The organism is Lysobacter oculi (assembly GCF_003293695.1).
Classification (GTDB): domain Bacteria; phylum Pseudomonadota; class Gammaproteobacteria; order Xanthomonadales; family Xanthomonadaceae; genus Solilutibacter; species Solilutibacter oculi.
The window spans coordinates 553641-575113 of the sequence record NZ_CP029556.1 but is presented as its reverse complement, the minus strand read 5'-3'; the positions used below and the strand labels follow the sequence as shown (position 1 = coordinate 575113).

Annotated in this window: 16 protein-coding genes and 7 tRNA genes; 6 read left to right on the top strand and 17 right to left on the bottom strand. The window is 67.1% G+C overall.

Features of this window, described 5'->3' with window-relative positions:
• The first annotated feature begins 36 nt into the window (after positions 1-36).
• Positions 37-825 carry an enoyl-ACP reductase FabI gene (locus DCD74_RS02740; protein WP_112925967.1) on the top strand — a complete coding sequence of 263 codons (789 nt, stop codon included), beginning with the start codon at positions 37-39 and terminating at the stop codon, positions 823-825.
• Between the two features lie 81 nt (positions 826-906).
• On the opposite strand, the gene DCD74_RS13110 is transcribed toward DCD74_RS02740, so the two are convergent.
• The 17 genes from DCD74_RS13110 to grxC all read right to left on the bottom strand — a co-directional run bounded on the left by DCD74_RS13110 (position 907) and on the right by grxC (position 13952).
• Positions 907-2877, bottom strand: a complete 1971-nt coding sequence (locus DCD74_RS13110; RefSeq protein ID WP_112925966.1) for a SurA N-terminal domain-containing protein — start codon at positions 2875-2877, stop codon at positions 907-909.
• Positions 2878-3002: 125 nt separating this feature from the next.
• Positions 3003-3079, bottom strand: a tRNA-Asp gene (locus DCD74_RS02730).
• 62 nt (positions 3080-3141) lie between these two features.
• Positions 3142-3216: transfer RNA gene (locus DCD74_RS02725), tRNA-Val, on the bottom strand.
• Positions 3217-3304: 88 nt separating this feature from the next.
• Positions 3305-3577, bottom strand: coding sequence for an HU family DNA-binding protein (locus DCD74_RS02720; protein WP_112925965.1), 273 nt, complete (start codon positions 3575-3577; stop codon positions 3305-3307).
• A 182-nt stretch (positions 3578-3759) separates the two neighbouring features.
• Complete coding sequence (lon, locus tag DCD74_RS02715) at positions 3760-6207, bottom strand: endopeptidase La (RefSeq protein ID WP_112925964.1); 2448 nt, start codon at positions 6205-6207, stop codon at positions 3760-3762.
• Between the two features lie 117 nt (positions 6208-6324).
• On the bottom strand, positions 6325-7617 hold the full coding sequence (gene clpX / locus DCD74_RS02710) for an ATP-dependent Clp protease ATP-binding subunit ClpX (RefSeq protein ID WP_112925963.1): 1293 nt from the start codon (positions 7615-7617) through the stop codon (positions 6325-6327).
• 124 nt (positions 7618-7741) lie between these two features.
• On the bottom strand, positions 7742-8368 hold the full coding sequence (gene clpP / locus DCD74_RS02705) for an ATP-dependent Clp endopeptidase proteolytic subunit ClpP (RefSeq protein WP_112925962.1): 627 nt from the start codon (positions 8366-8368) through the stop codon (positions 7742-7744).
• A 24-nt stretch (positions 8369-8392) separates the two neighbouring features.
• Entirely contained in the window at positions 8393-9691 is a 1299-nt protein-coding gene (gene tig, locus DCD74_RS02700; RefSeq protein WP_112925961.1) for a trigger factor, read from the bottom strand.
• 203 nt (positions 9692-9894) lie between these two features.
• Positions 9895-9979, bottom strand: a tRNA-Leu gene (locus tag DCD74_RS02695).
• Between the two features lie 102 nt (positions 9980-10081).
• Positions 10082-10157, bottom strand: a tRNA-Lys gene (locus DCD74_RS02690).
• Positions 10158-10198: 41 nt separating this feature from the next.
• A tRNA-His gene (locus DCD74_RS02685) sits at positions 10199-10275 on the bottom strand.
• 32 nt (positions 10276-10307) lie between these two features.
• Positions 10308-10384, bottom strand: a tRNA-Arg gene (locus tag DCD74_RS02680).
• A 44-nt stretch (positions 10385-10428) separates the two neighbouring features.
• Positions 10429-10505: transfer RNA gene (locus DCD74_RS02675), tRNA-Pro, on the bottom strand.
• Positions 10506-10640: 135 nt separating this feature from the next.
• Entirely contained in the window at positions 10641-11948 is a 1308-nt protein-coding gene (locus tag DCD74_RS02670; RefSeq protein ID WP_112925960.1) for a Na+/H+ antiporter NhaC family protein, read from the bottom strand.
• A 225-nt stretch (positions 11949-12173) separates the two neighbouring features.
• A complete protein-coding gene (locus DCD74_RS02665) occupies positions 12174-13181 on the bottom strand; it encodes an isocitrate dehydrogenase (protein WP_112925959.1) in 1008 nt (335 codons plus the stop codon).
• Positions 13182-13290: 109 nt separating this feature from the next.
• A complete protein-coding gene (locus DCD74_RS02660; RefSeq protein WP_112925958.1) occupies positions 13291-13686 on the bottom strand; it encodes a carboxymuconolactone decarboxylase family protein in 396 nt (131 codons plus the stop codon).
• Entirely contained in the window at positions 13686-13952 is a 267-nt protein-coding gene (grxC, locus tag DCD74_RS02655; RefSeq protein ID WP_112925957.1) for a glutaredoxin 3, read from the bottom strand. The genes DCD74_RS02660 and grxC overlap by 1 nt, the downstream gene beginning before the upstream one ends.
• Before the next feature lie 97 nt (positions 13953-14049).
• On the opposite strand from grxC, the gene DCD74_RS02650 reads away from it, so the two are divergent.
• From DCD74_RS02650 to ppx, 5 genes are all read left to right on the top strand, one after another.
• Positions 14050-15660, top strand: a complete 1611-nt coding sequence (locus tag DCD74_RS02650) for a M48 family metalloprotease (RefSeq protein ID WP_112925956.1) — start codon at positions 14050-14052, stop codon at positions 15658-15660.
• A 96-nt stretch (positions 15661-15756) separates the two neighbouring features.
• Positions 15757-16458, top strand: coding sequence for a phosphate regulon transcriptional regulator PhoB (gene phoB, locus DCD74_RS02645; RefSeq protein ID WP_112927624.1), 702 nt, complete (start codon positions 15757-15759; stop codon positions 16456-16458).
• 9 nt (positions 16459-16467) lie between these two features.
• A complete protein-coding gene (phoR, locus tag DCD74_RS02640) occupies positions 16468-17787 on the top strand; it encodes a phosphate regulon sensor histidine kinase PhoR (RefSeq protein ID WP_112925955.1) in 1320 nt (439 codons plus the stop codon).
• Position 17788: 1 nt separating this feature from the next.
• On the top strand, positions 17789-19864 hold the full coding sequence (ppk1, locus tag DCD74_RS02635) for a polyphosphate kinase 1 (RefSeq protein WP_112925954.1): 2076 nt from the start codon (positions 17789-17791) through the stop codon (positions 19862-19864).
• On the top strand, positions 19861-21396 hold the full coding sequence (ppx, locus tag DCD74_RS02630; protein ID WP_112925953.1) for an exopolyphosphatase: 1536 nt from the start codon (positions 19861-19863) through the stop codon (positions 21394-21396). Before ppk1 ends, ppx begins: the two co-directional genes overlap by 4 nt.
• The last annotated feature ends 77 nt before the right edge of the window (positions 21397-21473 follow it).

Genomic DNA, 21473 nt, shown 5'->3' with positions numbered 1-21473 from the left:
CTGTACGGATCACCCCCCAACAGAACGGAAAGCAGCATGGGTTTCCTGCAAGGCAAGCGCGCACTCATCACCGGCATCGCCAGCGAACGCTCGATCGCCAGCGGCATCGCCGAAGCGATGCATCGCGAAGGCGCGGAACTCGCCTTCACCTACCAGAACGACAAGCTGAAATCGCGCGTGGAATCGGCGGCGAAGGAATTCGGCAGCGACATCGTCATTCCACTCGACGTCACCTCCGACGCGCAGATCGCCGAATGCTTCGCCGAACTCGGCAAGCACTGGGACGGCTTCGACATCCTCATCCATGCCATCGCCTATGCCCCGCGCGAAGCGATCGCCGGCCAGTTCCTCGACGGTCTGACCCGCGAGAACTTCGCCATCGCCCATGACATCTCGGCGTATTCGCTGGCGGCGCTGTCGTCAGCCGCGCGCCCGATGATGGCCGGCCGCAACGGCGCCATCCTCACCCTGTCCTACCTTGGCGCCGAGCGCGCGCTGCAGGGCTACAACGTGATGGGCGTGGCCAAGGCCAGCCTTGAGGCCACGGTACGTTACCTCGCCTACAACCTCGGCCCGGAAGGCATCCGCGTCAACGCGGTCTCCGCCGGCCCGATCAAGACGCTGGCCGCGGCCGGCATCGGCGGCTTCCGCAAGATCCTCGGCCATGTCGAGGAGAACGCCCCGCTGCGCCGCACGGTGACCATCGAGGAAGTCGGCAACGTCGCCGCGTTCCTGTGCTCGGATCTCGCCAGCGCGGTCACCGGCGAAGTCACCTACGTCGATTCCGGATACAACATCCTCGGCATGACCGGCCTCAACGACTGACGTCCGACGCGTCATCGACTGAAACGGAAACGCCCGGCAATGCCGGGCGTTTCCATATGCGGGATGTGGCTTCCGCCCGGCTTACAGCTGGTTCTCGACGACGCGGATCTTGTGCTGCTTGCGCAGCTCGGCGAGGAAGGCCTTGGCGGTCTGTTCCGCCGCCGCCTGCGACACCTGCTGGCGCATGCCCAGGCGCTGCGCCTCCGGCACTTCGGCCGGGTTGGCCGGCGTGGCCGCATCGATGCGGAACACCATCCAGCTGCCATCGGGCAGCAGCACGCTGCCGGCCGACGCCTTGCCGGCCTGCGGGCGCGCCGCGGCAAAGATCGCCTTGGTCGCATCCGGCGTCGGTGCCGGCTGCACACGGGTGACACCCTTGAACGGCTCCACGCTCAGGCCACGCGCCTGCGCCAGCGTGGCGAAATCCTCGCCCTTGCCGATGGCCGCGGCCATCGCCTTGGCGGCATCGGCGGCGGTCTTGCTGGCGCGCTCGGCACGCACATCGGCGATCACGCGCTCGCGCACCTGGGCGAGCGGAATGGCCTTTTCCGGCGTATGCGCGACCACGCGCAGCAGGATGCTGTGGTCTTCACCCACCTCGATCGGGTCGCTGGCCGAGCCGTCCTGGATGCGGGTCTCGGAGAACGCATCGCGTTGCACCGCCGGTACCGCCGTGACGCCTTCGCCGCCGCCCTTCGGCACCGGAGCGGTCTTCTGCACGGTCAGGCCGTGCTTGGCAGCGGCTTCCGCGAAGCCCGACGGATTCTTCATCAGATCATCGACCAGCGCCGACAGCAGGTCGTTGTAGGCGCGGTCACGGGCGCCGGCCGCGGCTTCGGCTTCCAGCTGCGCGCGCACTTCCTCGAACGGCTTCTGGGTGCCGGCCTTGACCTCGACCAGCCTGATGACGTGCCAGCCGAACTCGGTCTTGACCGCATCGCTGGTGGTACCCGGCTGCATCGCGAACACGGCGTCCTCGAACGGCTTGACCATGCCGCTGCCGCGCGCGATCCAGCCCAGGTCGCCGCCATTGGCCTTGGAGCCCGGGTCGCCGGAATTGGCTTTCGCCAGCGCGGCGAAATCGGCACCGGCACGCGCCTGCTGGGCAAGCGCGGTCGCCTTGTCCTGCGCCGCCTTCCGGGCAGCGGCATCGGCGGAGGCATCGACCGGAATCAGGATGTGCGCCACACGGCGCTGCTCGGCCGCGCCCAGCTTGTCCTTCTCCGCGGCGTAGCGCGCACGCAGGTCGGCCTCGCTGGCGACGGCGGGCACCAGCTTGGCGGCATCGACATCGATGTATTCGAGCGTCACCGCTTCCGGCGCGCGGTATTCGCGCTCGTGCGACTTGTAGCGGGCGGCGATGTCGGCCTCGGACACCGGCGCGGTATCCACGGCGGACGGGATGCGCACCACGCTCACGTCGCGCTGCTCGAACCACAGCGCGAGCATGCGGTCACCCTCGGCGCGGGTGGTGAAGGCAGACAGCGCGGTCTTGCCGACCAGCGCGTTGCGCATCAGGTCGTCGCGGATGCTCTGCTGGAACTGCATCGGGGTCAGCGGCGGGTTCAGGCTGGCCAGCAGCGACTGGTACTTCTGTGCGTTGAAGCGGCCATCGACCTTGAACTCGTCGACCTTCTCGATCTCGCGGCGCACAGCGGCGTCGGACACCAGGATGCCGGCGTCACGCGCGGCGATGCGCATCAGGCGCTCGTCGATCAGCGTCTCCAGCACCTTGCGCTTGTTGTCGGCGGACTCGAACGCCTTGTTGTCGAAGGCATCGCCCTGCTGCTGGCGCTGCTGCTGGCGCGCACGCTCCAGCTGCTGGCGGTATTCCTGCACGCTGATCTCTTCCTTCTCCCACAGCATGGAGGCCGGCCAGAACGAAGGCGCGGACTTCCACCAGGTCGGAGGCGCCTGGATCAGCGCGGCGTAGTTCTCGGCGCCACGGCTCATGTAGTCGTTGATGCCGAAGAAGGCGAACGGCACGATCAGCAGCCCGAGGATGACGGTGGCCACCCAGCCACTGGATTTGTCGCGAAGCGCTTGCAGCATGTGTCAGGCCCCTGGCCGTCCGTGTTGTCAGCCCGGCAGTTTAGCGTGCATCGCGGCGCACGGCCCGGCCCCGGGCGCAGGCAACAAAAAACCCCGCCACAAGGACGGGGTTTCATGTGAATCGATGGCGGAGCGGACGGGACTCGAACCCGCGACCTCCGGCGTGACAGGCCAGCATTCTAACCAGCTGAACTACCGCTCCGCGAAGCCGGCAAGTCTAAAGACCTCGCCGGCACTTTGCAACACGTCCGTGCGTTTTCCCGATGGTGGGAGCTGAGGGGATCGAACCCCCGACCCTCTCCGTGTAAAGGAGACGCTCTACCGCTGAGCTAAGCTCCCGTCGGGGGCGCGATGATAACGCATGCCCATCGCCCACGAAAAAGCCCGGCACATGGCCGGGCTTTCGCGTGACGCCGGGAACGACGGATCAGTTCACCGCATCCTTGAGCGCCTTGCCGGCCTTGAAGCCCGGGGCCTTGGAAGCGGCGATCTGCAGCGCTTCGCCGGTCTTCGGGTTGCGGCCGGTGCGGGCAGCGCGCGAACGCACTTCGAAGGTGCCGAAGCCGGTCAGCGCGACCGAGTCACCCGACTTCAGCGCGCCGGTCACGCCACCGATCACCGCGTCCACCGCACGGCCGGCATCGGCCTTGGAGAGGCCGGCAGCCTGGGCGACGTGGTCGATCAATTCGGACTTGTTCATTCTCTTTGACTCCTTGGTCTCGCGGCTCTGCGCCGCAGGGGATGGAAACCGCAACGGCGTCCGCCATTGCCGTGAACTGCTTGCAGCGATGCCGCAACCCTGTCGTTATACCAGCGCCCGCAAGCGCCGGGCAAGAAAAACGCCGTGAAATACGGCGTTTTTCCACGTTGCAGCGCGTCATCTCAGTGCTTGACTTCACCCTTGCGCTTGCGCTTGTCATCGCCGGCCTTGGCCGGCAGCACGGATTCCTCCGCCGTTTCCGGCACTTCCACGTTGGCCGGCGTCAGCGGGCGCTCCAGCGCGAGATCGAGCACTTCGTCGATCCACTTCACCGGCACTATCTTCATGTGCTTGGTGACGTTGGCGGGGATATCGGCCAGATCCTTGCGGTTTTCCTCGGGGATGATGACGGTCTTGATGCCGCCGCGCAGCGCGGCCAGCAGCTTCTCCTTCAACCCGCCGATCGCCGACACGCGGCCACGCAGGGTGATCTCGCCGGTCATCGCCACATCCGCGCGCACCGGAATCTTGGTCAGCATCGACACCAGCGCCGTGGTCATGGCGATGCCGGCGCTCGGGCCGTCCTTCGGCGTGGCGCCGTCCGGCACGTGCACGTGCACATCGAATTTCTGCAGGAAGTCGAGGTCGATGCCGAAGCGCTCGGTGCGCGAACGCACCACGCTCAGCGCCGCCGAAGCCGATTCCTTCATCACATCGCCCAGCTGGCCGGTCAGGATCAGCTGGCCCTTGCCCGGCACCAGCGTCGATTCGATCTGCAGCAGGTCGCCGCCCACTTCCGTCCACGCCAGCCCGGTGACCAGGCCGACCTCGTTGTCGGCTTCCGCGCGGCCGAAGTCGAAACGTTGCACGCCAAGATATTTTTCGAGGTTCTTGTCGGTGACCTTGACGGTCTTCTGCGGCTTCTTCTGCGGGCCGGCCAGCGCGATTTCCTTCACCACCTTGCGCGCGATCTTGGCGATCTCGCGCTCCAGGTTGCGCACGCCGGATTCGCGCGTGTAGTAGCGCACGATGTCGCGGATCGCGCTTTCGGCGATCTCGATCTCGCCGTCGCGCAGGCCATTGGCCTTGATCTGCTTCGGCGCCAGGTAGCGCATCGCGATGTTGAGCTTCTCCTCCTCGGTGTAACCGGGGATGCGGATGACTTCCATGCGGTCGAGCAGCGGGCCGGGAATGTTCATCGAGTTGGAGGTAGCGATGAACATTACCTCCGACAGGTCCAGATCGACCTCGAGGTAATGGTCGTTGAAGCTGTGGTTCTGCTCGGGATCGAGCACTTCCAGCAGCGCCGCGGACGGATCGCCACGGAAGTCCATCGCCATCTTGTCGATTTCGTCGAGCACGAACAGCGGATTCTTGGTGCCGACCTTGTTGAGGTTCTGCACGATGCGGCCCGGCATCGAGCCGACATAGGTGCGGCGATGGCCACGGATCTCGGCTTCGTCGCGCACGCCGCCGAGCGCCATGCGCACGAACTTGCGGTTGGTCGCCTTGGCGATGCTCTGGCCGAGCGAAGTCTTGCCCACGCCCGGCGGCCCGACCAGGCAGAGGATCGGCCCCTTCATCTTCGACACGCGCGACTGCACCGCGAGGTATTCGAGGATGCGGTCCTTCACTTTCTCAAGACCGAAGTGGTCGGCATCCAGCACGTCCTGTGCGGCACGCAGATCCTTGCGCACCTTGCTTCGCTTCTTCCACGGCACGCCGAGCAGCCAGTCCAGGTAATTGCGCACCACGCCGGCCTCGGCCGACATCGGCGACATCTGCTTGAGCTTGTTGTACTCGGCCTTGGCCTTGGTCTCGACCGGCTTCGGCATGCCGGCCTCGGCGATCTTGCGGGCCAACTCGTCCAGCTCGTTGCTGCCGTCCTCGCCCTCGCCCAGCTCCTTCTGGATCGCCTTCATCTGCTCGTTGAGGTAGTACTCGCGCTGGCTCTTCTCCATCTGCGACTTCACCCGGCCGCGGATTTTCTTCTCCAGCTGCTGCACATCCAATTCGCCATCGACGAAGCCGACCAGCATTTCCAGCCGCTCGCCGGTATCCAGCGTCTCCAGCAGCTTCTGCTTGTCGGCCAGGCGCACGCCGAGATGCGCGGCCACCGTGTCGGCGAAGCGCTCGGGCTCCTCGATGCCCGACAGCGTCTGGATCAGCTCAGGCGGCAGCTTGCGGTTGGACTTGACGTACTCCTCGAACAGGCCGAGCAGCGAACGCGCGATCGCGTCCAGCTCGCGGCCATCGCGCGTCGTGGTCTCGCGCAGTTCGTCGATGTCGGCCACCAATGCGCCATCGCGCTCGGTCACGTTCGACACGCGCGCACGGCCCACGCCTTCGACCAGCACCTTGATGGTGCCGTCTGGCAGCTTGAGCAGCTGCAGCACGTTGGCGAGCGCGCCGATGTCGTAGATGTCGTCGGCGCCAGGATCATCGGTCTCGGCGGATTTCTGCGCGGCCAGCACGATGCGCTTGTCGGCTTCCATCGCCATTTCCAGCGCGCGGATCGACTTGTCGCGGCCGACGAACAGCGGGATCACCATGTGCGGGAACACCACCACGTCGCGCAACGGCAACACCGGCAACTGGGCGCGTGGGATGAGGGTGTCCTGTTCGGTCATTGTCTGCTCCGGTTCTGCGGGGGCGATACGCCCATGCGTTCCTTTATGGGGGCCGCGCCGGGATGACGCAAGCGCCTGAAACGAAAACCCCGGCGGCGGCCGGGGTTTCGTTCAATCTCATTCACCCGATGCCTTGGGCATCGCCGCTTCCGCGGGTAGGTTCTCGTAGATGACGAAAGGCTCGGTCTTGTGTTCGATGACCGATTCGTCCACCACCACCTTGCTGACGTTCTCCATCGAAGGCAGGTCATACATGGTGTCGAGCAGCACGGACTCCACGATCGTGCGCAGGCCGCGTGCGCCGGTCTTGCGCTTCAGCGCCTTGCGCGCGATGGCGGCCAGTGCGTCCGGGCGGAACTCCAGCTCCACGTCCTCCATCTCGAACAGCTTGCGGAACTGCTTGGTGATGGCGTTCTTCGGCTCGGTGAGGATGGAGACCAGCGCGGCCTCGTCCAGCTCCTCCAGCGTGGCGACCACCGGCAGGCGGCCGACGAACTCGGGGATCAGGCCGAACTTCACCAAGTCTTCCGGCTCCACGTCGGCCAGCACCTTGCCGACCTCGGCCTTGCGCTCGGACGACTTCACCTTGGCGCCGAAGCCGATGCCGCCGGCTTCCGTGCTGCGCTGCTGGATGATCTTCTCCAGCCCGGCGAACGCGCCGCCGACGATGAACAGGATGTTGCGGGTGTCGACCTGCAGGAACTCCTGCTGCGGATGCTTGCGCCCGCCCTGCGGCGGCACGCTGGCGACGGTCCCTTCGATCAGCTTGAGCAGCGCCTGCTGCACGCCCTCGCCCGACACGTCGCGGGTGATGGACGGGTTCTCGCTCTTGCGGCTGATCTTGTCGATCTCGTCGATGTAGACGATGCCGTGCTGCGCCTTGTCGACGTCGTAGTCGCACTTCTGCAGCAGCTTCTGGATGATGTTCTCGACATCCTCACCGACGTAACCGGCTTCGGTCAGCGTGGTCGCATCGGCCATGGTGAACGGCACGTTGAGCATGCGCGCCAGCGTTTCCGCCAGCAGCGTCTTGCCCGAACCGGTCGGCCCGACCAGCAGGATGTTGGACTTGGCCAACTCCACATCGTCCGACTTCTGCCGGCTTTCGATGCGCTTGTAGTGGTTGTACACCGCGACCGCGAGCGTCTTCTTCGCGCGCTGCTGGCCGATGACGTACTGGTCCAGGACCTCGAGGATTTCCTTCGGCTTCGGCAACGCGCTGCGCGAGGTCTGCGACTTCTCGGTCAGCTCCTCGCGGATGATGTCGTTGCACAGGTCCACGCACTCGTCGCAGATGAACACGCTGGGGCCCGCGATCAGCTTCCGGACCTCGTGCTGGCTCTTCCCGCAGAACGAGCAGTACAGGATCTTGGTGCTGTCGCCGGAACGGCCCGTGCGGTCTTCGGTCATGCGTCGTGTACCCGTATTGCGGTGTGGTGCGATGTGAAGGCTTCGTTAAACGCGGCCTCCACCCGAGAATAGCACAGGCCCGGCGGGGTGCCGGGCCTGCGGATTTGGACAGGATTTCCGCCGATTAGTTCGGCTGGATGCTGTCTTCGGGGCGGCGTTCCAGCACCCGGTCGACCAGGCCGTAATCGCGCGCGGCCTCGGCGGACTTGAAGTTGTCGCGCTCGGTGTCGCGGGCGATGGTCTCCAGCGACTGGCCGGTGTGCTTGGCGAGGATCTCGTTCAGGCGTTGGCGCAGGGTCAGGATCTCGCGGGCATGGATGTCGATGTCGGTCGCCTGACCCTGGAAGCCGCCCAAGGGCTGGTGGATCATCACCCGCGAGTTGGGCAGCGCGTAACGCTTGCCCGGCGCGCCCGCGGCCAGCAGCAGGGCGCCCATCGAGGCGGCCTGGCCGATGCAGGTGGTGGAGACGTCCGGCTTGATGAACTGCATCGTGTCGTAGATCGCCATGCCGGCGGTGACGATGCCGCCCGGCGAGTTGATGTAGATGCTGATCTCCTTCTCCGGGTTTTCGGCCTCGAGGAACAGCAGCTGGGCCACAATGACATTGGCCATGTGGTCGTCGATCGGCCCGACCATGAAGATCAGCCGCTCCTTGAGCAGGCGCGAATAGATGTCGTACGCGCGTTCGCCGCGGCTGGTCTGCTCGACCACCATCGGCACCAGGTTCAGGGCTTTCGTCTCAAGGCTCATGCGGGCTCCGGGGTTGGGACGCCGTCACTCGGGGCGGATGGCGTCCTGGAAGGGTAGCGGCCGTTCCGTGTGCTGGGCCTGCTCGGCGATCCAATCGGTCACCTGCTCTTCCATCACGCGGTTCTGCAGTCCCTGCAGGAGTTGGGGGTCGTTGCGGTACAACTCAATGACCTGCTCCGGTTCCTCGTAGGTCGAGGCGATCAGGCGCATCGTCTCCATCAGGCGGCCGCGGTCGAGCTGCAGCTTGTTGCGACGGGCCACTTCGCCCGTGAACAGCGCCACCAGCGCGCGCTTGCCGGCCGCTTCCATGAACTGCGACGCATCGACATCGAGCGCCTGGCCCTGCTCGCGGGCCTGCTGGACGGCGGCTTCCGCCATGGCCTTGGCCTCGGCTTCGACCAGCTTCGGCGGCATGGCGACATGGCCGTAGCTGGAGATGATCTCCTCACCCACCGCACGACGCAGGCGGTACATCAGCGCACCCTTGAGCTCGCGCTCCAGGTTGTTGCGGATCTCGTCGCGGAACTGGTCGGCCTCGCCACTCTTCACGCCGAAGCTGCGGATGAAGGCGTGGTTGACTTCAGGCAGCTGCGCCTCGGCGACCTGCACGGCCTTGAGGTGGACGTTGGCGGTCTTGCCGGCCAGCGCCGGGACCGGCCACTCGGCCGGGAACGCCACCGAAGCGACCTTCTCGTCGCCGGTCTTCAGGCCGACCAGCTCGGACTCGATGGTCGGGTACAGCATGCCGCTGCCGATCACCGTGGAGCCACGCTCGCTGCCTTCGGCGGGCAGGCGCACGCCGTCGGTCTCGGTCCACATTTCGACGTCGACCAGGTCGCCTTCCTTCGCTTCCACCTGCACCGGCGACCAGCTGCGACGCTGCTCGCGCAGGTTCTCGATCATGCGGTCGATGTCGGCTTCTTCGACAGCCGAGGTGTGGCGGGTGACATTGAGCTTGGCGAGGTCGATCTCGCCGAATTCCGGCACCACTTCGAAGTCGGCGACGTAGGCCAGCTCGCCCTCGGCGGCGGCCTCATCGGAAGGCTCGATGCGCGGGCTGCCGGCGATCTGGAAGGTCTCGCCCTTCAGCGCGTCGCCAAAGCCCTGGCGCAGCAGGCCATCGAGGATTTCCGCGCGCACCTGCGGGCCATAGCGCTTCTCGATCACGCTGGTCGGCACCTTGCCGGGGCGGAAGCCCTTGATGCGGGCGTCGCGCGCGATCTCGCGCAGGCGGCTGCCGACACGGTTCTCGAGATCGACGGACGGAACGCGGAACACCACCCGACGGCCAAGGTCACCGGTGGATTCGATCGAAACCTGCATAAGAACTCCTGCCACCTGCTCGCCGGTGGTCTTTATCCGTGGTTGCATTTGGAGCACCGCGCGTAAACGGGTGCCGAACGCACTAGTTTGGCGGATTTCGCCGCCCTGCGCCAGCGGAATGCAGTTCGGCCGCGCCATGCCGCGGGCGTTGCGGTCAGGCGGGTGCGTGTCTTTGCGAAGAATGAAGAACCGATGCTTCGGTCTGGTGCGAAAGGGGGGACTCGAACCCCCACGCCTTGCGGCACTGGAACCTAAATCCAGGGCGTCTACCAATTCCGCCACTTTCGCGTTCGCACCGCGACGTGCGTCCCATCGCGGCCGGCAAGTCTAGCGCTTCGCCCATCGTGCGCACAAAGAAAAAGCCCGGCTTGCGCCGGGCTTTTCGGGGTTTGGTGGGCCGTCAAGGATTCGAACCTTGGACCTATTGATTAAGAGTCAACTGCTCTACCAACTGAGCTAACGGCCCCGAGCCGGCAATTCTAGCAAAGCGCCGGGATCTTGCAAGAGTGGGGTGGCTGAGGGGATTCGAACCCCCGACCACTGGAATCACAATCCAGTACTCTAACCAACTGAGCTACAGCCACCACTGAAACGTTTTGCCCCGCCGGTCCGCCGATGGCGCGCCCGGCAGGAATCGAACCTGCAACCACCGGCTTAGAAGGCCGGTGCTCTATCCGATTGAGCTACGGGCGCCCGGTTCGGATCGTCGCATCATCGGTACTGTGCGGGAGCGGTGATGGTCGGGGTAGAGGGATTCGAACCCCCGACATCCTGCTCCCAAAGCAGGCGCGCTACCAGACTGCGCTATACCCCGCCGGAGTACCGGTTCCGCGGCCGCATCGCACCGATGCTGCGAAGGCCGTGCATTGTCGGGGTCCGGCATATCCCTGTCAAACCGAATTTTCCGGCGCGCATCCGGCCATCGACCGGGTTGCGCCCTGCCCCACACTCAGCCCGCGCGACGCGGCCACAGCATGAAACCGATGGCGACGATGCCCAGCAGCCAGCAGTAATAGACCTGCCCGGCGATCGCCAGCGGCGACACCTTGGCGAGTGATGCCGCCAGCAGGATCTGCGCGCCCCACGGGATCAGGCCCTGCGCCACGCAGCTGAAGATGTCGAGGATGCTGGCCGCGCGTCGCGGGGTGACGCCATGGCGTTCGGCGACATCGCGGGCCAGGCGGCCGCTGATCAGGATGGCGACGGTGTTGTTGGCGGTGACGATGTCGGTGGCGGCCGACAGCGCCGCGATGCTGGCTTCGCCGCTGCGCGGCCCGGCATGGCCACGTGCGAACTTCGCCACCTTCGCCGACAGCCAGGCCAGCCCGCCACTGGCGCGCACCAGTTCGGCCAGCCCGCCGATCAGCACGGTGAGCAGCAGGATTTCCGTCATCCCATCGAAACCCGACCAGATGTCACTGGCGGCGCGGACCCAGCCGTAGCCGTCGTGGGCGAACACCGCGCCGAACAGCGCCGCCAGCACGATGCCGATGCCGAGCACCAGCAGCACGTCGAGCCCGATCAGCGCCAGCACCAGCACGATGACGTAGGGCAGCGCCAGCCACGGCGAAGCGGCGGTGGGAGCCACGGGCTGCGCGTGCGCACCCGCGCCGAGCCAGCCCAGGAGCAGCAGCGTGGCGAGCGCCGCCGGCAGCGCGATCCTGAAGTTCTCGCGGAACTTGTCACGCATCTCCGCGCCCTGGGTGCGGGTGGCGGCGATGGTGGTGTCCGAGATCACCGACAGGTTATCGCCGAACATCGCGCCGCCGACCGTGCTCGCCATCACCAGTGGCATCGACAGGCCGGAGGCTTCGGCCACGCCGACCGCGATCGGCACCACCGCCGCCAGCGTGCCCATGGAACTGCCGATGGCCAGCGAAATGAAGCCCGCCAGCACGAACAGACCGGGCAGCAGCAACGGCGGCGGCAGCCAGCCCAGGCCCAGGGCGACCACCGCATCGACCGCCCCGATGGCCTGGCCGATCGCGGCGAACGCCCCCGCCAGCAGGAAGATCAGGCACATCAGCATGACGTTGGGGTCGCCCATGCCGGCCAGCAGCCGGGAGGACACGTCGATGCCGCGCCGCCGCGCGATCCACGCGCCGAGTGCCAGCGCCGGCAGGATCGCCACCGGTGCCCGCAGCGTGTAGAAGCCCATCGCCTCGCCCTGCAGGGTGAACCAGACGCCGGCCCCGAAGAACAGCGCCAGGAACAGCAGGAGCGGCGTCAGCGCCGCGGCATTCGGACGAATATCCATCGCTATATTCGAATAAAGAGATTTAATGAATGGGCATATTGTGCAACGCAGCACCGGAACTGTCGAGCGTTTGCATGTGATGGGCCCTCAGGCGATATGCTTCGACCTGCGTCGATGGCGATGGAAGTGCTCCAACCGTCGTGCGCACCCGCCTCGCTTCGCCCATCCCGAAACGAAAACGGGACGCCGAAGCGCCCCGTTCCGTCTGACCGATGTCGCGTGCGCTTACAGGCGCGAGGCGATCGCCTCGGCGAAGCTCGTGGTGGTGCCGGTGCCGCCCAGGTCGGGGGTCAGCGAGTCCTTGGCTTCCAGCGTGCCGATGATGGCGTTGCGCAGGCGCTCGGCTTCCTGCGGCATGCCCAGGTGGTCGAGCATCTGGCCGGCGCCGAGCAGCAGCGCACAGGGGTTGGCGATGCCCTTGCCGGCGATGTCCGGCGCGGAGCCGTGCACGGCTTCGAAGATCGCCACGTTGTCACCGATATTGGCGCCCGGTGCCAGACCGAGGCCGCCGACCAGGCCGGCGCAGAGGTCGGAGATGATGTCGCCGAACAGGTTGGTGGTGACGATGATGTCGAACTGCTCCGGCTTCATCACCAGCTGCATGCAGGTGTTGTCCACGATCATCTCGTTGCACTGGATGTCGGGATAGTGCGAGGCCACTTCGCGCGCGGTGCGCAGGAACAGGCCGCTGGTGGACTTGAGGATGTTGGCCTTGTGCACCACCGTCACCTTCTTGCGGCCGGTGCGGCGGGCCAGCTCGAACGCGTAGCGGACCACGCGCTCGGCGCCGTCCTGGGTGATGCGCGAGGTCGCGGTCGCCACTTCGCCGTCATCCGACAGCGCCTGCCCGTCGCCGATGTACAGGCCTTCGGTGTTCTCGCGGACGGTGATCAGGTCCACGCCGCTCGGGAAGCGCGACTTGGTGTTGGGGAAGCTCTTGGCCGGACGCACGTTGGCGTACAGGTCGAAGGTCTTGCGCAGGGTCACGTTGATAGAGGCGAAGCCCTCGCCCACCGGCGTGGTCAGCGGCGACTTCAGCGCCACCTTGTTCTTCGCGATGGAATCCAGCGTCGCCTTCGGCAGCAGTTCGCCGTGCTTTTCCATCGCCGCCAGGCCCGCGTCGGCTTCCTCGTACTGGAGGCCAAGGTTCATCTTGTCGAGGACGTGCAGCGTGGCGGCCATGATTTCCGGGCCGATGCCGTCGCCGCGGATCACGGTGATGGTGTGGGACATGCGGGTTTCCTGCGGTCGGGCCGGCGCGTGCCGGCATGGGGAGCGATATCAGCCCCCTATTATGCCGCGTATGGTGCGCCCGGGCATTGGCCCTTGGTCGCAGAACGCCTCAGCCGTGGTCGTGTCCGGCGGGTGCCTGGGCCGCGCCGGCTTCGAGCTGGTCGAGGAAATCCACCGCCCGGCGCAGGTGCGGGATGACGATGCTGCCGCCCACCACCAGTCCGATCGAAAACGCCTCGAACATCTCGTCGCGGGTCACGCCGGCCTCGCGGCACTGGGCCACGTGGTAGCTGATGCAGTCGTCGCAGCGCAGCACCATCGAAGCGACCAGGCCGCACAGTTCCTTGGTCTTTACGTCGAGCGCGCCGGCCTGGTAGGTCTGCGTGTCGAGCGCGAAGAAGCGGCGGACGACCTGGTTGGGCTCGGCCAGGATGCGCTCGTTCATCCGCTGGCGGAACGCGGTGAACGCGGCGACGCGGTCGGCTTCGGTTTCGCCGGCGGCCATCAGGCGTCGCCGGCCAGCAGGGGTTCGAAGCGGCCTTCGCGGTGCATCGCCATCATGTCGTCGTAGCCACCGACATGCACATCGCCCACGAATATCTGCGGGACGCTGGTGCGCTTCGCCTTCGCCACCATTTTCTCGCGCTCGACCGGGTCGAGATCGATGCGGACCTCGTTCCAGTCGAGCCCCTTGCTCTTGAGGAAGTTCTTGGCGGCCACGCAATACGGGCAGACCAAGGTGCTGTAGATGGTGATGACGGGCTGGGCCATGAACGGCTCCGTGCGGCGGGACAGGCGCCCACCTTAAGCACCGCCCGATTAACCTGCAATTCACGCCTTGCGCGATGCGCGCGGGCATCCTTGCCGCATGCATACCTTTCCCCGGCTTCGCCCCGCCCTGCTCTCCCTCGCGTGCGTGATCGCGCTGGCCGGCATCACCGCCCCCGCACTCGCGCAGGACGGCCGCCTGCCGGACATGGGTTCCTCCGCCGGCCGCGTGCTGAGCCCCACGCAGCAACAGGGCTATGGCGCGATGATGCTGGCCCAGCTCCGGCACTACGGCTACACGCTGGACGACCCGCTGCTCAACCAGTGGGTGCAGGGGATGGGACAGCGGCTCGGCGCGGCCAGCGACAAGCCCGACCAGCCCTTCACCTTTTTCATGTTGAAGGACCGGCAGATCAACGCCTTCGCCACGCTCGGCGGCTACATCGGCATGAACGCCGGCCTGGTGCTCAACGCCGAGCGCGAGGACGAAGTCGCCAGCGTGCTGGGCCATGAGATCGCCCATGTCACCCAGACCCATGTGCTGCGTGCGGTCGAACGGGCGCAGCGCGACAGCGTGCCGATCCTGCTCGGGATGCTCGGCGCGATCCTGGTCGCGCAGAAGGCCGGCGGCAATTCCAGCGGCAACGCGACGATGGCCGCGGTGATGGGCGCGCAGGGCCTGATGGCGCAGCGCCAGATCGACTACACCCGCAGCAACGAATCCGAAGCCGACCGCCTCGGCATCCGTACGCTGGCGCGCAGCGGCTACGACCCGAAGGCGATGGCCGGTTTCTTCGAGCGGATGCAGGCGGCGACGCGCGCCAACCGCGGCGGCGAGGAAACCCGCACGCCGGACTACCTGCTCACCCACCCGGTCACCACCACCCGCATCGCCGAAGCCAAGGACCGCGCGTCGCGCGTCGCCGTGTCGCCGGTCGGCGGCGGTGCGCTGGGACGCAGCGACAACCCGCTGCTGCCGGGCAACCTGCAGGTCGCCATCGCGCGCAGCGGCGGGCCCACGGGAGATTTCGACTGGGCGAAGGAGCGCCTGCGCGCCCTCTCCGCCAACACGCCGAAGGCCGCCATCGCCGAATACGAGCAGATGGCGCGACGCAGCAGCCTGACCGACGCGCAGAAATACGGCCTCGCCGTGGCCCAGCTGCGTGACAGCCAGGGCAGCGCCGCCGGCAAGACGCTGGCGCCGCTGCTGGCTTCGCACGGCAATGATCGCTGGCTCCAGCTGGCGATGGCCGAAGCCGAGGCCCGGTCGGGCGACCGAGTCGCCGCCGACCAGCGCTTCGCCGCGCTCAATGCCCGGCTGCCGAACGACCGCGCCGTCGCCATCACCTGGGCGCAGCTGCTGTCGGAGCGCAACAACGCCGAATCGGGCCGCCGTGCGCTGACCATCCTGCGCCCGCTGCTGGGCACGGCCGGCGACGACCCGAGCTTCCAGCTGGTCTTCGCACGGGCCAGTGAGATCGCCGGCGACCCGGTCCGCGCCGGCGAGGCCTATGCCGAAGCCGAATACCTGAACGGCAATCCGGAAAAAGCCCTGCTGCAGCTCAACACCCTGCGCAAGCGGGCCGACCTGGACTATTACGCCCGCGCCCGCATCGACGCCCGCATCGCCGCCATCACCCCGACGGTGGAGGAGCTGCGCCGCCAGGGCATCCGCGACATGGACGACGACCGCCAGGCCCGCAGATACTGAAATCCCGCCCCGACATGCGCGGTACTTGCGCATGTCACCAAACAGTCACGAAACTGTCGTTTACTGCCACGCAGCCCTACAAGGACTGTGACCGCCGTGCAGAAACGCATCCTCATCGTTGACGACGAACCCGCGATCCGCGACATGGTGGCTTTCGCCTTGCGCAAGGGCGAGTACGAGCCCATCCATGCCGGCGACGCCCGCGAGGCGCAGACCGCCATCGCCGACCTGTCGCCCGACCTCATCCTGCTGGACTGGATGCTCCCGGGCACCAGCGGACTGGACCTCGCCCGGCGCTGGCGCAAGGACGGCATGACCCGCGACATCCCGATCATCATGCTCACCGCCCGCGGCGAGGAGAACGACCGCGTCAGCGGGCTGGAAGCCGGCGTGGACGACTACGTGGTCAAGCCGTTCTCGGCACGCGAGCTGCTGGCCCGCATCCGTGCGGTGATGCGCCGCACCCGCGAGGACGACGAGGAAGGCAACGTGGCCGTCGGCGGCCTGCGCATCGACGGCGCCGCGCACCGGGTCTTCGCGCAGAATGGCGATGTCCAGTCCCCGGTTGCCATCGGGCCCACCGAATACCGCCTGCTGCACTTCTTCATGACCCATCCCGAACGCGTCTACACCCGCTCGCAGCTGCTGGACCACGTCTGGGGCGGCAATGTGTATGTCGAGGAACGCACGGTGGACGTGCACATCCGCCGCCTGCGCAAGACGCTGGAACCGTACGGGCTGGAGCACATGGTGCAGACCGTGCGCGGTGCCGGCTACCGCTTCTCGGCGGCCATCTAGGCCATCGCGATGGCCTTCCACACCCGCCAGGCCTGGCGACGCACGCTCGCCGCCCTGGCCGGGGTGCTGCTGGTGGCCGCTGTCGCCGGATTGCTCAGCGGGCATTTCTGGATGCTGCTGGCGCTGGCCGCGCTCGGCATCCTGGTCTGGCACTACTGGCGGCTGCGCGGGATCCTGCGGCAGCTGACCCGCCGCCGCCACGTGCAGAAGCCGGAAGGCAGCGGCATCTGGAATGAACTCGACCGCCTGCTTTCGCGCTCGCAGACCGAGACCCGCGCCCGTAAGAAGCGTTTGGTGGCGATGTTGCGCGCCTATCGCGCCGCCGCCGCCGCGCTGCCCGATGCCGTGGTTGTGGTGGACCGCAACAGCCAGCGCGCGCTGTGGTTCAACAAGGCCGCCGAACGCCTGCTGGGCCTGACCTATCCGCGCGATGCCGGCACCCCGCTCGGCCCGCGCCTGTCCGGCCTGTCGGTGCCCAACTGGCTCGCCAGCGGCCGCCATGCGGAAGTGTTGATCGATGAAGCATCACCGGTGGATGCGTCGGTCCGGCTCAGCCTGCGCCTGATCCCGTATTCCGAGGAGCTGTGGCTGCTTGTCGCGCGCGATGTCAGCAAGATGATGCGGCTGGAGCAGATGCGCCGCGATTTCGTCGCCAACGTCTCGCACGAACTGCGCACGCCGCTGACCGTGCTGCACGGCTACCTGGACATGCTCGACCCGGAAGACAACCCGGAGTGGGCCGCGATCCTCGTCGAGATGCGCCGACAGTCCGCGCGCATGAACCAGCTGGTGGAAGACCTGTTGGCGCTTTCACGGCTGGACGCACACGAACGCTCGCCGGACGAACTGGTGTCGATGCGCTCCATGCTGCCCACCCTGCGCCGCGAAGCCGAAGCGCTGAGCCAGGGCCGCCACGCCATCACCCTGCACGACGAAGCCGGGCTGGACCTGTGGGGCTCGACCAAGGAACTGCACAGCGCCTTCTCCAACCTGGTCAGCAACGCGGTGCGCTACACGCCGGCCGGCGGGCGCATCGACATCCGCTTCGAACGCGCGGGCGATGGTGCCGCGCTGCGCGTGGCCGACAGCGGCTACGGCATTCCTTCCAGTCACCTGCCGCGCATCACCGAGCGCTTCTACCGCGTGTCCAACAGCCGTTCGCGCGAAACCGGCGGCACCGGGCTGGGCCTGGCCATCGCCAAGCATGTGCTCGGCCTGCACGGCGCGCGGCTGGAAATCGCCAGCGAAGTCGGCGCCGGCAGCACCTTCTCCTGCGTGTTCCCGCACGAACGTTGCCGGATGCGCGCCCTCCCCCTTGTACACAGCTGACATGCCCACCAAGAAAAAGCCCGCCCTGGACGACGCCGCGCTGTACCTCAACCGCGAGCTGTCGCAACTCGACTTCAACTTCCGCGTGCTGGCGCAGGCGCGCAGCACCGACGTGCCGCTGCTGGAACGGCTGCGCTACCTGTGCATCTCCTGCACCAACCTGGACGAGTTCTTCGAGATCCGAGCCGCCACCGTGCGCCACGCGCATGACCTGGGGCTGGCACGCGGTGCCGACGGGCTGTCGCACGAGAACATCCTGACCCGCATCCACGACCGCGCCGCCGAGCTGGTCGATGCGCAGTACCGCTGTTTCTACGACGAGCTGCGCCCGGCGCTGGAAGGCGAAGGCATCCGCCTGCTCGACCGCCCGGAATGGACGCCGGCGCAGACCGCGTGGCTGCGCGAATACTTCCGCCGCGAAATCATGCCGGTGCTGTCGCCGCTGGGCCTCGACCCGGCGCATCCCTTCCCCAAGATCCTCAACAAGTCGCTGAACATCGTGGTGCAGCTGGAAGGCCGCGACGCGTTCGGGCGCGAGGCGCACCTGGCCATCGTGCGGGCGCCGCGCTCGCTGCCGCGCATCATCCGCATGCCCGACGCGGATGGCGATGGCGACCGCTTCCACGACTTCGTCTTCCTGTCCTCCCTGCTGTCCGAGTTCATGGACGAGCTGTTCCCGGGGATGAAGGTGAAGGGCGCGTACCAGTTCCGGGTGACGCGCAATTCCGAGCTGATCGTGGATGAGGAGGAAGTCGACAACCTCGCGCTCGCGCTGCGCGACGAGCTGATCGGGCGCGGCTACCTGCGCGCGATGCGGCTGGAGATTTCCGCGCAATGCCCGAACGACATCGTGAAGCTGCTGCTGGACAACTTCGAGTTGACCGAGAACGCGGTGTACCGCATCAACGGGCCGGTCAACCTCAACCGCGTCATCCAGGTCTATGACGCCGTGCGCCGGCCGGAGCTCAAGTTCCCGCCGATGCTGCCGCGCCAGCTGGACGATGCCGAGACCATGTTCGCCCGCGTCGCGCGGGGCGACGTGCTGCTGCACCACCCCTTCGACGCCTTCACCCCGGTGCTGGAACTGATCCGCCAGGCCGCCGAAGACCCGAGCGTGCTGGCGATCAAGCAGACGCTCTACCGCACCGGCCGCGAGTCGCAGATCGTCGAGCACCTGGTGCAGGCGGCGCGCAACGGCAAGGACGTGACCGTGGTGGTCGAACTGCGCGCGCGTTTCGACGAGGAAGCCAACCTGGGCCTGGCCGACCGCCTGCAGGAAGCCGGCGTGCAGGTGGTGTACGGCGTGGTGGGCTACAAGACGCACGCTAAGATGCTGCTGATCGTGCGCCGCGAAGGCGACGCGCTGCGGCGTTACGTGCACCTGGGCACCGGCAATTACCACAGCGGCACGGCGCGGGTGTACACCGACATCGGGCTGATCACCGCCGACGCCGACATCGGCAGCGACGTCCACCAGATCTTCCAGCAGCTGTCGGGCCTGGCGCCGGAAGTGCGCCTGCACCGGCTGCTGCAATCGCCGTTCACCCTGCACAGCGGGATGCTGGAACGCATCAAGCGCGAGGCCGAACACGCCCGCGCCGGCAAGCCCGCACGCATCATCGCCAAGATGAATGCCTTGAACGAGCCGAGCGTGGTGCGTGCGCTGTATGCGGCATCGCAGGCGGGCGTGGAAATCGACCTGATCGTGCGCGGCGCCTGCACGCTGCGGCCGGGCGTGCCGGGCGTGTCGGACAACATCCGCGTGCGTTCGATCGTCGGCCGCTTCCTCGAACACCACCGCATCTACTGGTTCGCCAACGACGGCACGCCGGAGCTGTTCTGCTCCAGCGCCGACTGGCTGGAGCGCAACCTGCTGCGCCGCGTCGAAACCTGCTTCCCGATCATCGACCCGCAGCTGGCCGAACGGGTCAAGGCCGAGGCGCTGGACAACTACCTGGCCGACAACCAGAACGCGTGGGCGCTGGCCGCCGATGGCAGCTATGCCAAGGTGGAACCGGCCCCGGGCGAGCCCCCCCATTCCGCGCAGGCCACTTTGCTTGCGAAAATCTGCGGATGAGCCCAGCCCGCCGCACCCCGTTCAGCACCCCGCTCCCGCTCGCCGATGGCGACCTGATCGCGGCCATCGACCTCGGTTCCAACAGCTTCCACATGATGGTGGCGCGTTATTCGCAGGGGCAGTTCCGGGTGGTTGACCGGATCCGCGAGATGGTGCGGATGGCGGAAGGCTTGGACGGTCGCGGCGGCCTGTCGTCACCGGCGCGCGAACGGGCGCTGGACTGCCTGTCACGCTTCGGCGAGCGCATCCGTGACATCCCGCCGCAACGCGTACGCGCCATCGCCACCAATACCGTGCGTGCGCTGCGCGAGCCGCAGGCCTTCCTGGTGCTGGCCGAAAGCGCGCTGGGCCATGCCATCGAAATCGTCTCGGGCCGCGAGGAAGCGCGTCTGGTCTATCTGGGCGTGGCGCATGCGCAGCCTTCCGAGCCGGGCGAACTTCGATTGGTGATGGATGTGGGCGGCGGCTCCACCGAATGCATCATCGGCAGCGGGCTGGAGGCGATCGAGCGCGAAAGCCTGCAGATGGGTTGCGTGGCCACGACCCGCCGCTTCTTCGACAACGGCAAGCTCTCGCGCAAGAAGTGGAAGTCCGCGCTGGACGAACTGGGCGCGGAGTTCCAGCAGTTCGGCCACCGTTACCGCGAACTGGGCTGGAGCGATGTGCTCGGCTCGTCCGGCACGATCAAGGCGATCGGCAAGATCTGCGAGGAAATGAAGCTGACCAAGGGTGCGATCACCGCCGCGGCATTGCCGGGCGTGCGTGACCGCCTGCTGGAAGCCGAGACACTCGACCGCATCGACCTGCCCGGCCTGTCGCAGGACCGCAAGCCGGTGATCGCCGGTGGTTTGTTGATCGTCGAAGCGGCGTTCGACGCGCTCGGCATCGAGCGGATGACGGTGAGCCGCGCGGCGATGCGCGAAGGCATCCTCTACGACATGATCGGGCTGGGTGGCGACGAGGATCCGCGCGACGCCGCCATCGACATGCTGATGCACCGCTACGACGTGGACGAGGCGCAGGCCACGCGCGTCGAGGCGACCGCGATGCATCTGTTCGACCAGGTGGCCAAGCCCTGGGGGCTGGAACCCGAGGACCGCGCCAAGCTGGGTTGGGCGGCGTGGCTGCACGAGATCGGCCTGGCCATCGCGCACAGCCAGTACCACGTGCATGGCGCCTACTTGCTGGAGCACGCGGACATTTCCGGCTTCACCCGCCAGCAGCAGCAGGTGCTGGCCGTGCTGGTGCGCTGCCAGCGTCGCGGCATCCCCAAGAACGCGTTCGAGGACATCCCCGACCGCCTGTTGCTGCGTACCCAGCGCATCGCCGCGCTGCTGCGGCTCGCGGTGCTGCTCAACCGTTCGCATGGCGAGGTCGACCTGCCCACGCTCAAGCTGCGTGCGGATGGCCCGCGTCTGGCGCTCACCCTGCCGCGCATCTGGCTGGCGGCGCGCCCGCTGCTGCGCAGTGACCTGTCCGGCGAGCCCGACGACATGAAGGCGCTCGGCATCGCGCTGGAATACGTCGACTGACATCGCGCGGCGTGGCCGCGAGGGCGATGGCGCGATGTCATCGCCCTGTCACGCCACCGCCATCCGCTTGCAACCGG